At 73.2% G+C, this 13,117-nt stretch carries 1 protein-coding gene; it reads left to right on the top strand.

The genetic code is table 11. From position 1 onward, the window contains the following. Window positions 1–13 precede the first annotated feature (13 nt). Window positions 14–13,117, top strand: a 13,104-nt coding sequence (locus VM306_RS31065) for an SDR family NAD(P)-dependent oxidoreductase (protein ID WP_325521318.1), incomplete at its 3' end; no start/stop codon positions are given.

Genomic DNA, 13,117 nt, shown 5'->3' with positions numbered 1-13,117 from the left:
AGGAGAGTGTGACTTGAGCACGTCTACCGACCAGCTCGTCGAGGCACTGCGGGCCTCGCTCAAGGAGAACGAACGGCTGCGGAAGGAGACCGGCCGTCTCGCGGCCGCCTCCACCGAGCCGATCGCCGTCGTGGGCATGGCCTGCCGGTTCCCCGGTGGGGTCTCGTCCCCGGACGACCTGTGGCGGCTGCTCGCCGGCGGGGCGGACGCGATCGAGACGTTCCCGCTCGACCGGGGCTGGGACGTCGAGGCGCTCTACGACCCCGACCCGGACCGGATGGGCACCTGCTACGTCCGGCACGGCGGCTTCCTGCGCGACGTCGGCGACTTCGACGCGGGGTTCTTCGGGATCTCGCCGCGCGAGGCGCTGGCGATGGACCCGCAGCAGCGGTTGCTGCTGGAGGCGTCGTGGGAGGTGTTCGAACGGGCCGGGATCGTGCCGGAGTCGTTGCGCGGCAGCCAGACCGGTGTCTTCGCGGGGCTGAGCGGCCAGGACTACGGCAGCTCGGCGAGCCCGGACGTCGTGGAGGGCCACGTCGCCACGGGCAGCGCGGGCAGTGTCGCGTCCGGCCGCGTGTCCTACGTGTTCGGCCTCGAAGGTCCCGCCGTCACGGTCGACACGGCGTGCTCGTCGTCGTTGGTGGCGTTGCACCTCGCGGTCGGGGCGTTGCGCAGCGGGGAGTGCTCGCTGGCGCTGGCCGGTGGCGCGACGGTGATGTCGAGTCCCGGCTTCTTCGTCGAGTTCAGCCGTCAGGGCGGTCTGGCGAAGGACGGTCGCTGCAAGGCGTTCTCGGCCGCGGCGGACGGCATGGGCGCGGGCGAGGGCGTCGGTGTCCTGCTGCTCGAACGGCTGTCGGACGCCCGTCGCAACGGCCGCAAGATCCTCGCCGTGGTGCGGGGAACCGCCGTGAACCAGGACGGCGCGTCCAACGGCCTGACCGCGCCGAGCGGCCCGTCGCAGCAGCGGGTGATCCGGCAGGCGTTGTCGAACGCCGGTCTTCGTCCGTCCGATGTGGACGTCGTCGAGGCGCACGGCACGGGCACGAAGCTGGGTGACCCGATCGAGGCGCAGGCGGTGCTGGCGACCTACGGCCAGGGCCGCGAGACGCCGTTGTGGCTGGGCTCGGTCAAGTCGAACATCGGGCACGCGCAGGCGGCGGCCGGTGTCGCCGGTGTCATCAAGATGGTGCTGGCGCTGCAGAACAACGTGCTGCCGAAGTCGCTGCACATCGACTCGCCCTCCCCTCACGTCGACTGGTCCGCGGGCGCGGTGTCGCTGCTGACCGAGGCGCAGCCCTGGGAGCGCAACGGCCACCCGCGACGGGCGGGCGTGTCGTCGTTCGGGATGAGCGGCACCAACGCGCACGTGGTGCTGGAGGAGGCGCCCGACGCCGGGGAGGTCGCGGACGAGGCGCCGGAGTCGGTGGTACCGGTGGCGCTCTCCGCCAAGACGGAGTCCGCGCTGCGGTCGCACGCGGGCCGTCTGCTGTCGTTCGTGGAGGAGCACCCCGATCTCCGCGCGGTCGACGTCGCCCACTCGCTGACGACCGGGCGGTCGACCTTCGCGGAACGGGCCGTCGCCGCGGTGTCCGGTCGTGACGAGCTGCTCGGCGCGCTGCGGGCGATGCGGGACGGCGGTGCGTCGGCCCAGGTCGTCACCGGTCGTGCCACGGCGAGCACCTCACCCGTCTTCGTCTTCCCCGGCCAGGGTTCGCAGTGGGCGGGCATGGCGGTGGAGCTGGCCGAGGCCGCACCGGTGTTCGGCGAGCGGCTGGCCGAGTGCGACCGGGTGATGGAACCGTTGCTGGGCTGGCGGATCCTGGACGTGCTGTCCGGTGTGGACGGTGCGCCCGAGATGGTGCGGGTCGACGTCGTCCAGCCCGTGCTGTTCGCGGTCATGGTGTCGCTGGGCGCGTTGTGGCAGGGCAGCGGTGTCACGCCGGGTGGCGTGATCGGGCACTCGCAGGGTGAGATCGCGGCGGCGTGCGTGGCCGGGGCGTTGACGCTCGAGGACGCGGCACGCGTGGTCGTGACCCGCAGCAAGTTGCTGGTGAGCCTGTCCGGGCTGGGCGGGATGGCCTCGGTCGGCCTGCCCGCCGCACGGGTGCGCGAGCTGCTGGGGCAGTGGGACGGCGTCTCGGTCGCCGCGGTCAACGGCGCCTCCACCACGGTCATCTCCGGTGACGTCGCGGGACTCGACGCGGCGCTGGCCTGGTGCCGGCGGGAGAAGGTGCGGGCGCGCCGGATCGCGGTGGACTACGCGTCGCACTCGGCGCAGGTGGAGTCGATCCGCGAGGAGCTGCTGGAAGCCCTGTCCGGCATCGTTCCCCGGTCGTGCGAGGTGCCGTTCTACTCGACGGTGACCGGCGGCCTGATCGACACCGCCGGGCTGACGGCCGAGTACTGGTACGAGAACCTGCGGCGCACGGTCGCGTTCGACCAGGCGACGCTGGGCGCGGTCGGGGACGGCCTGCGGGTGTTCGTCGAGGTCAGCCCGCACCCGGTGCTGGTGTCGTCGGTGCAGGAGACCGCCGACGTGGTGGCGCTCGGGTCGATCCGGCGCGACGACGGCGGACTGGACAGGTTCGTGCTGTCACTGGGTGAGGCGTTCGCGCACGGTGTGGACGTGGTGTGGCCGGGTCTGTCGCACGGCCGCCGGGTGGACCTGCCGACGTACGCCTTCGAACGGCGGCGGTTCTGGCTGGACTCGGGCCTGGGCGGCACGACCGGCGGTGCCCACCCCCTGCTGGGCTCGGTGGTGGCACTGGCCGACGGCGGTGGCGTGGTTCTGTCGGGACGGTTGTCGCCGACCTCGCCCGCGTGGCTCGCCGACCACGCGGTCGCGGGCCAGGTCCTGGTGCCCGGCACGGCCTTCGTCGAGATGGCGGTCAGGGCCGGTGACGAGATCGGGTGCCCCGCGGTCGAGGAACTGACGCTGCACCGGCCGCTGGCGCTGTCCGCGGGGACATCGGTCCAGGTGCAGGTCCTGGTCGGCGCGGACGAGTCGGGACGCCGGAGCGTGGGCGTCTTCTCGTCGGCGGACGGCGAGGAGTGGAGCCATCACGCCGAGGGCTTCCTGACGAGCGCGGCGGGTGAGGCCACCGACCTCACCGAGTGGCCGCCCGCGGGGGCGGACGTGGTGGGGATCGACGGGTTCTACGACCGGCTGGCCGAGGCGGGGTACGGCTACGGGCCGTCGTTCCGCGGCCTCCAGGCGGTGTGGCGGCGCGGCGACGAGATCTTCGCCGAGGTCGCGCTCCCCGAGGAGCACCAGTCCGACGCCGGACGGTTCGGGCTGCACCCGGCGCTGTTCGACGCCGCTCTGCACGCGGCGGCGGCACGGGACGAGGGTGCGGTCCGCGAGGCCATGCTGCCGTTCGTCTGGAACGACGTCACGCTGCACGCCGACGGTGCCACCGCGCTGCGCGTGCGGCTGCGCCCGGCGGGCGAGGACGGCCTGTCCCTGGACCTGGCCGACGCCACCGGTGCCGCCGTCGCCTCGGTCCGTTCGGTCGTGTCGCGACCGGTCGCGCCGGTGAGCAGTTCCGTCGGCGACTCGTTGCTGCGCATGGACTGGGTCGCGGTCGACGTGACGCCGGGTGCTGCTTCCGGCTGGGTCGCGCTGGGCGAGTTCGCGGGTCTTCCTTCGGTGGAAACGGTTCCTGAAGACGCTCAGTGCGTTGTGGTGCCCTGCGTCGCCGACTCCTCCTTGCCGACCGCGGACCGCGGCCGGGCCGTGGTGACGTGGCTGGCGGACGTGCTGAGCCGCCTCGCGGACACCGACGCTCATGTGGTCGTGGTGACCCGCGACGCCGTCGGTGACCGGCCGGATCTCGGCCTGGCCGGGGTGTGGGGCCTGGTGCGGTCGGCCCAGGCCGAGCTGCCGGACCGGATCACCCTGGTCGACCTCCAGTCCGATGTGGACGTCGATCTGCTCGCCGGTCTGGTGGCGCTGGACGAACCCTCCGCGCTCGTGCGGGACGGCCGGGTGCTCGTCCCGAGGCTGACTCGGACCATGCCGGACACGCTTGCGCTGCCGCAGGACACGCCGTGGCGCGTGGTGGCGGACGGCGAGAGCGTCCAGGGCGTCGACGTGGAACCGGCCGACACCGCGGAGCTCGGTGCCGGGCAGGTCCGCGTGGCGATCCGGGCCGCGGGCGTGAACTTCCGGGACGCCCTGATGTGCGTGGGCCTGTACCCCGGCGGCGACACCGTGATCGGCAACGAGGGCGCCGGCGTGGTGGTCGAGGTCGGCTCCGGTGTCGAGGGCCTGGCGGTGGGCGACCGCGTGATGGGCCTGTTCCGCGGTGCGTTCGGCTCGGAGGTCGTCGCCGACCACCGCGTGGTGGCGCGGGTTCCGGCCGGGTGGTCGTTCGCCGAGGCGGCCTCGGTGCCGACGGTGTTCCTGACGGCCTGGTACGCGTTGCGGGACCTCGCCGACCTGCGGGCCGGTGAGTCGGTGCTGGTGCACTCGGCCGCCGGTGGCGTGGGCATGGCGGCCGTGCAGCTGGCGCGGGCGTGGGGCGCCGAGGTGTACGGCACGGCGAGCCCCGCGAAGTGGAGCGCTCTCACCGGACTGGCGGGCGTCGCCTCGTCCAGGACGCTGGACTTCGCTGACCAGTTCGGCCGTGTCGACGTCGTGCTGGACAGCCTGGCCGGCGAGTTCGTGGACGCCTCGCTCGGGTTGCTGGGCGAGGGCGGCCGGTTCGTCGAGATGGGCAAGACCGACGTCCGTGATCCAGGAGTCGTTGCCGCGCAACACCCCGGCGTCACCTATCGCGCGTTCGACCTCGCGGAGGCGGGGCCGGACCGGATCCAGGAGATGCTGCGGGAGATCGTGGCGTTGTTCGAGCAGGGCGCGCTGTCGCTGCTGCCGGTCCGGGCGTGGGACGTGCGCCGTGCTCGTGAGGCGTTGCGGTTCGTCAGCCAGGCCAGGCACGTGGGCAAGGTCGTGCTGACCGTGCCGCGCGAACTCGACCCGGACGGCACGGTGGTCATCACCGGCGGCACGGGCACGCTCGGCGCTCACGTGGCCCGGCATCTCGCCGGACGCGGTGCGCGAAAACTCCTGCTGTTGAGCCGATCCGGATCCGCGCCGGAGCTCGAAGCCGAACTGGGCGCCGAGGTCGTGGCCTGCGACGCGGCGGACAAGGCTGCTCTGGCCGAGGTGCTGAAGGGCCGCCGGATCACGGCCGTCGTGCACGCGGCGGGTGTGCTCGACGACGGTGTGGTCACTTCCTTGACGCCGGAACAGATCGAACGGGTCTGGCGGCCCAAGGCGGACGCGGCAGTCAACCTGCACGAGCTCACCGCGGGACAGGACCTGGCGGCGTTCGTGCTGTTCTCGTCCGCCGCCGGAACGGTCGGCAGCGCCGGTCAGGGCAACTACGCCGCCGCCAACGTCTTCCTCGACGGCCTGGCCCAGGTGCGTCAGGAACAGGGCCTCGCCGGCACGTCGATCGCCTGGGGCTTCTGGGAAGACCGCAGCGGCATGACGGAGCACCTGGACGACGCGCAGCTCAGGCGGATGACGGCCGGCGGCATGCGTCCCCTGTCCGCTCAGGACGGGCTGGCGTTGCTCGACGCGGCCATCGGCGGCGCGGTTCCGTCCGTGCTCGCGGCGAAGATCGACGCCAAGGCGATGAAGGACGTCCCGCCCCTGCTGCGCGGCCTGGTCAGGGGACGCGTGCGCCGGACGGCCGCGGGCGCCACCGGCAGCACGCTGGGAGAACGTCTCGCGCGCATGCCGGAGGCCGACCGCGACCGCGCGGTGCTCGACCTGGTCCGCTCCAACGCCGCCGCGGCGCTGGGGTACGACAACCCGGCCGACCTGGCGGCGACCAGGACGTTCAAGGAGCTCGGCTTCGACTCGCTGACCTCGGTCGAGCTGCGCAACCGGCTCAACGCCGCCACCGGCCTGCGGTTGCCGGCGACGCTCGTGTTCGACCACCCCACGCCGCACGACCTGGCGGCCCGGCTGCGCGCCGACCTCGTCGGCGCGTCGGAAGACCGGCCGCGCGAGGTCGTGCGGACGGGCACGCCGGACGAGCCGATCGCGATCGTGGGCATGGCCTGCCGGTTCCCCGGTGGTGTCCGCTCGCCCGAGGACCTCTGGGCGCTGCTGGCCGAGGGCCGGGACGCCATCGGCGACTTCCCCGACGACCGCGGCTGGGACGTCGAAGGGCTCTACGACCCCGATCCGGAGAGGTCGGGCAAGACCTACGTGCGGCAGGGCGGTTTCGTCCGCGAGGCCGGCGCGTTCGACGCGGGGTTCTTCGGGATCTCGCCCCGCGAGGCGCTGGCGATGGACCCGCAGCAGCGGCTGCTGCTGGAGACCTCGCAGGAGGTGTTCGAACGGGCCGGGATCGTGCCGGAGTCGTTGCGCGGCAGCCAGACCGGTGTGTTCACGGGCCTGAGCGGCCAGGACTACGTGGGTTCGCTCGTCGACACCTCGGACGGCACCGAGGGACAGCTCGTCACCGGCAACGCGGGCAGCGTGGCGTCCGGCCGGGTGTCCTACGTGTTCGGCCTCGAAGGCCCCGCCGTCACGGTCGACACGGCGTGCTCGTCGTCGCTGGTGGCGCTGCACCTCGCCGCGAACGCCCTGCGCAACGGCGAGTGCTCGCTGGCGCTGGCCGGTGGCGCGACGGTGATGTCGAGCCCCGGCTTCTTCGTCGAGTTCAGCCGCCAGGGCGGCTTGGCGAAGGACGGTCGCTGCAAGGCCTTCTCGGCCGAGGCCGACGGCATGGGCGCGGCCGAGGGCGTCGGTGTCCTGCTGCTGGAACGGTTGTCGGACGCCCAGCGGAACGGGCACGAGGTGCTTGCGATCGTGCGGGGCAGTGCCGTGAACCAGGACGGCGCGTCCAACGGCCTGACCGCGCCGAACGGTCCTTCGCAGCAGCGGGTGATCCGGCAGGCGTTGTCGAACGCCGGTCTTCGTCCGTCCGATGTGGACGTCGTCGAGGCGCACGGCACGGGCACGAAGCTGGGCGACCCGATCGAGGCGCAGGCCGTCCTCGCCACCTACGGCCAGGACCGCGACACCCCGGTGTGGCTCGGTTCGGTGAAGTCGAACATCGGGCACGCCCAGTCGGCGGCCGGTGTCGCGGGCGTGATCAAGGTGGTCATGGCGATGCGCAACGGCGTGCTGCCGAAGACCCTGCACGCCGACGAGCCGTCGCCGCACATCGACTGGTCGGCCGGCGCGGTGTCGCTGCTGACCGAGGCACAGCCCTGGGAACGCGACGGACACCCGCGCCGAGCCGGTGTCTCCGCGTTCGGCATCAGCGGCACCAACGTCCACACGATCCTGGAAGAGGCGCCCGACCAGGCCCCGGCGGCACCGGTCGTGCGCGAACCGGCCCTGGTGCCGTGGGTCGTGACCGGTCGCAGCGAACGGGCGATGCGGGCGCAGGCCGCCGTGCTCGCCGACCACCTGACCGGATCCGATCTGGATCCGCTGGACGTCGCGTTCTCGTTGGCCACCACCAGGTCCGCGCACCCGCACCGGGCGGTGGTCGTCGCGTCGGGCGACGATCTGCTGCGAGGCCTGTCCGTGATCGCCGAGGGAGGTTCGGCGGCGGACGTCGTCGAGAACACCGCGACCGAACACGCCCGGCCGCCCGTCTTCGTGTTCCCCGGTCAGGGGTCGCAGTGGCAGGGGATGGCGCTCGAGCTGGCGGAGTCGTCGCCGGTGTTCCGCGAGCGCCTGGCCGAGTGCGACCTCGCGCTGGAACCGTTGCTGGGCTGGAGGGTCCGCGACGTGCTGAACGGCGTGGAGGGCGCTCCCGACCTCGGCAGGGTCGACGTGGTCCAGCCCGTGCTGTTCGCCGTGATGGTGTCGCTGGCGGCGCTGTGGCAGGCCAGCGGTGTCACGCCGAGCGGTGTCATCGGGCACTCCCAGGGCGAGATCGCCGCGGCCTGCGTGGCGGGAGCGCTCTCGCTCCCGGACGCCGCCAAGGTCGTCGCACTGCGCAGCGGGCTGCTGCGGCAGGTCTCGGGCAAGGGCGCGATGCTGTCGGTGTCGCTCCCGGTCGCGGACGTGACCGAGCGCATCGCACCGTGGGGCGAGACGCTCTCCGTCGCCGCGGTCAACGCACCCGCGACCACGGTCGTCGCCGGGGAGCCGAAAGCCCTGCTCGAGTTCGAGAAGAGCCTCGCCAAGGCGGGCGTGCTGCGGTGGCGGCTGCCGGGAGTCGACTTCGCGTCGCACTCCCCGCAGGTGGAGGAGATCCGCGACGACCTGCTGGCGGTGCTGGCCGACGTCCGGCCGCGCTCGTGCGACGTGCCGTTCTACTCGACGATGGCCGGGGGTCTCCTCGACACGGCGGAGCTGGACGCGGAGTACTGGTACCGCAGCCTGCGCCAGCCCGTGCTGTTCCAGCAGGCCGCGCTCGCCGCGGTGGCGGACGGGGCCTCGGTGTTCGTCGAGGTCAGCCCGCACCCCCTGCTGACGGCCTCGCTGATCGAGGCGGCCGACGTCGCGGCCGTCGGGTCGGTCCGCAAGGAGGACGGCGGCCTCGACCGGTTCCTGCTGTCGCTGGGGGAGGCGTTCACGCACGGCGTGGACGTGACCTGGCCGGTGCTGGACCAGGGCCGTCGGGTGGAGCTGCCGACCTATGCGTTCGACCGGCGGCGGTACTGGCTCGACGGCGCCACCTCGTCGTCCGGTGGCGCGGGACATCCGCTGCTGGACTCGGTGGTGTCGCTGGCGGACGGCGGCGGCGTCGTCCTTTCCGGACGGTGGACGGCGACGTCGCCCGCGTGGATCGCCGACCACGCCGTGTCCGGAACCGTGCTGCTGCCGGGAACCGCGTTCGTGGAACTGGCCGTGCGGGCCGGTGACGAGGCCGGGTGCGACACCGTCGAGGAGCTGATGCTGCACCGGCCGCTGGTCGTGCCCGCGGGTGGCGCGGTGCAGGTCCAGGTCGTGGTGGGCGCTCCGGACGAGTCGGGCCGTCGCAGCGTCGGCATCTACTCGCTGAACGACGACGAGTGGGTCCAGCACGCGGAAGGCGTGGTGTCCGAGGGAGGCGCCGGCTTCACCGGCGAGGCGTTGGAGTGGCCACCCGCGGGAGCGGAAACCGTCGGTGTGGAGGGACTGTACGAACGGTTCGCGGCCGGCGGGTTCGAGTACGGGCCGTCGTTCCAGGGCCTGCGGGCGGTCTGGCGGCGTGACGGCGAGGTTTTCGCCGAGGTCGCCCTGCCCGAGGAGACCGATCCCGGCCGCTTCACCCTGCACCCCGCGCTGCTCGACGCCGTGCTGCACGCGCTCGGCCCCGGTGAGCTGATCGGAGATCCCGAACGGGCCCAGCTCCCGTTCGCGTGGAACGACGTCCGGGTGTTCGCGGCCGGGGCCTCCGTGCTGCGGGCCAGGCTCCGCGCGGTCGACGACGGCGTGTCGCTGGAGTTGTTCGACGGCGCCGGAGCGCCGGTCGCGGTCGTCGGGTCGCTCGCGCTGCGGCCGGTCGCGCTGGAGCAGTTCGACTCCGCGCCGCGGTCCGACGCCCTGCTCGGGCTGGAGTGGGTGCCGGTCGACGTCGACTCTGCCGCCGTCCCCGCCGACTGGGTGGTGCTCGGCGACGGGCTGGACGGCGTCCGGCGGGTCGAGTCCGTCGAGGACGTCGACGACCGGGTCGCGTGCGTCGTCGTGTCGTGCGCCCCCGGTGACGCCACCGCCGAACGCGGCCTCGTGGTCGTGACGTGGCTCGCGGACGTGCTCGGCAGGTTGATGGACGGTCAGGCGCAGGTGGTCGTGGTGACCCGAGGTGCGGTGGAGGAGCGGGACCATGGGGTGGCTCTTGATCTTGCTGGCGTCTGGGGACTTGTCCGTTCGGTCCAGGCTGAGTTCCCGGGACGAGTCGTCGTCGCCGACCTCGGGCACGACGCCGACGCGGGAGTCCTGCCGGGCCTGCTGGGTCTCGGCGAAACGGCCGCGCTGGTGCGCGGACGCCGGGTCCAGGTGCCTCGCCTGACCCGGTCCTTCCCCGAGGCGCTGACGCTGCCGGAGACCACCTGGCAGGTGGTGGCCGACGGCGAGAGCGTGCAAGGTGTCGACGCGCGACCGGTCGACGAGGAACCGTTGGCACATGGGCAGATCCGCGTGGCGGTCCGCGCCGCGGGCGTGAACTTCCGCGACGCCCTCCTGTCGGTCGGCATGTATCCCGGCAACGGCACGTTCGTCGGCAACGAGGCCGCCGGTGTCGTGGCCGAGGTCGGCTCCGGCGTCGAGGGCCTGGCCGTGGGCGACCGCGTGATGGGCCTGTTCGCCGGTGCGTTCGCGTCCAGGGCCGTCGCCGACCACCGGCTGGTGGTCCCGATCCCGCTCGGCTGGACCTTCGCCGAGGCGGCGTCCGTGCCGACGGTGTTCCTGACCGCCTGGTACGGGCTGCGCGACCTCGCCGACCTGCAGGCGGGCGAGTCGGTGCTGGTGCACGCGGCGGCCGGTGGTGTGGGCATGGCCGCGGTGCAGCTGGCACGGGCGTGGGGCGCCGAGGTGTACGGCACGGCGAGTCCCGCGAAGTGGGACTCCCTGCGCGGTATGGGCCTGGCGGACGACCGGATCGCGTCGTCGCGGTCGCTGGAGTTCGCGGAGCGGTTCGGCCAGGTGGACGTGGTGCTGGACAGCCTGGCCGGTGAGTACGTGGACGCCTCGCTCGGGTTGCTGGGCGAGGGCGGCCGGTTCATCGAGATGGGCAAGACGGACATCCGCGACCCTGAAGCCGTTGCGGCGCGACACCCCGGCGTGCACTACCGGGCGTTCGACCTGGGTGAGGCGGGACCGCGGCGGATCCAGGAGATGCTGCGCAAGATCGTGGCCCTGTTCGAGCAGGGCGTGCTGTCCCTGCTGCCGATCCGGGCGTGGGACGTGCGGCACGCCCGTGAGGCGTTGCGGTTCGTCAGCCAGGCCAGGCACGTCGGCAAGGTCGTCCTGACCGTGCCGCAGGAGCTGGACCCGGATGGGACCGTGGTGATCACCGGCGGCACCGGCACGCTGGGCGGCCTGGTCGCACGGCACCTCGCCGCACGCGGTGCCCGGAACCTGTTGCTGCTGAGCCGATCCGGGTCGGCGCCGGAGCTCGAAGCCGAGTTGGGTGCCGAGGTCGTGGCCTGCGACGTCGCGGACAGGACCGCCCTGGCCGAGGTGTTGGAGGGCCGCCGGATCACGGCCGTGGTGCACGCGGCCGGTGTGCTCGACGACGGCGTGGTCACGGCGTTGTCGCCGGAGCGGATCGAGAAGGTGTGGCGGCCCAAGGCGACCGCGGCGATGCACCTGCACGAGCTGACCGCGGGGCAGGACCTGGCGGCGTTCGTGCTGTTCTCGTCGGCCGCCGGAACGGTCGGCAGCCCTGGACAGGCGAACTACGCCGCCGCCAACGTCTTCCTCGACGGCCTGGCACGGCACCGGCACTCGCTGGGCCTGCCGGCGACCTCGGTCGCCTGGGGGTTCTGGGAGGAGCGCAGCGGTCTGACCGCGCACCTCGACGACTCCCAGGTCCAGCGGATGACCACCGGCGGCATGCGCCCGCTGTCCACACAGGACGGTCTGGCGCTGCTCGACGCGGCCATCGCCCTGCCGGTGCCCGCGGTGGTCGCGGCCCAGCTGGACCTCAAGGGCCTGCGGGGCAAGGCGGATGTACCGCCGTTGCTGCGCGGCCTGGTCAGGACCACCCGCCGGCGGACCACGGCCGCCGGTGTCACGGCCGACCGCGCGGGACTGACCGACCGGCTGCGGGCGTTGTCCCGCACCGACCAGGACAAGACCCTCGTGCAGCTGGTCCGGATGCACGCGGCCACCGTCCTCGGGCACGGCAGCCCGGACGAGCTCGACGTCACCAAACCGTTCAAGGAGCTCGGCGTCGACTCGTTGACCGCGGTCGAGCTGCGCAACCGGCTGGCCGGCGCGACCGGGCTCCGGCTGCCCGCCACCCTCGTGTTCGACCACCCGACGCCGGTGGCGCTGGCCGCCCGGCTGCGGACGGACCTCGTCGGCGACGAGGAGCGGCCGCGGGAGATCGTCCGCGCGGGCGCGCCGACCGACGAGCCGATCGCGATCGTGGGCATGGCGTGCCGCTATCCCGGCGGGGTCCGCTCGCCGGAGGACCTGTGGGCGTTGCTGGCCGAGGGCGGGGACGCGGTCGGCGGCTTCCCGGTGGACCGCGGCTGGAACACCGACGAGATCTACGACCCGGCCGCCACCAGCGGACGCACCTACACGCGTGAGGGCGCGTTCATGTACGACGCGGGCGACTTCGACGCGGGCTTCTTCGGCATCTCGCCTCGCGAGGCCGTGGCGATGGACCCGCAGCAGCGGTTGCTGCTGGAGACGTCCTGGGAGGCCGTCGAACGCGCCGGGATCGTGCCGGAGACGTTGCGCGGCAGCCAGACCGGCGTGTTCACCGGCCTCAGCGGGCAGGACTACACCGTGTCGCTGAACGGCGTCGCGGGGGAGCAGGAAGGACACGTGCTGACCGGCAACGCCGGCAGCGTCGCGTCGGGCCGGGTGTCCTACGTCTTCGGGCTGGAGGGGCCGGCGGTCACCGTCGACACCGCCTGCTCGTCGTCGCTCGTCGCCCTGCACCTCGCCACCACCGCGCTGCGCAACGGCGAGTGCTCGCTGGCGCTCGCCGGTGGCGCGACCGTCATGTCCAGCCCCGGCTTCTTCGTCGAGTTCAGCCGCGCGGGTGGCCTGGCGAAGGACGGTCGCTGCAAGGCCTTCTCCGCCGCGGCCGACGGCATGGGCGCGGCCGAGGGCGTCGGCGTCCTGCTGCTGGAACGGTTGTCGGACGCCCAGCGCAACGGGCACGAGGTGCTCGCGGTCGTGCGGGGCAGCGCGGTGAACCAGGACGGCGCGTCCAACGGCCTGACCGCGCCGAACGGTCCTTCGCAGCAGCGGGTGATCCGGCAGGCGCTGGCGAACGCCGGACTGGAACCGTCCGATGTGGACGCGGTCGAGGCGCACGGCACCGGCACGAGCCTCGGCGACCCGATCGAGGCACAGGCGGTGCTCGCCACCTACGGCCAGGACCGCGAGAAGCCGTTGTGGCTGGGCTCGGTGAAGTCCAACATCGGGCACGCCCAGGCCGCGGCCGGTGTCGCCGGTGTGATCAAGATGGTC

Origin of the sequence: Lentzea sp. (assembly GCF_035525475.1) — a bacterium.
GTDB lineage: Bacteria > Actinomycetota > Actinomycetes > Mycobacteriales > Pseudonocardiaceae > Lentzea.
The sequence above is the reverse complement of the archived record's forward strand: the minus strand, read 5'-3'. Positions and strand labels throughout refer to the sequence as shown.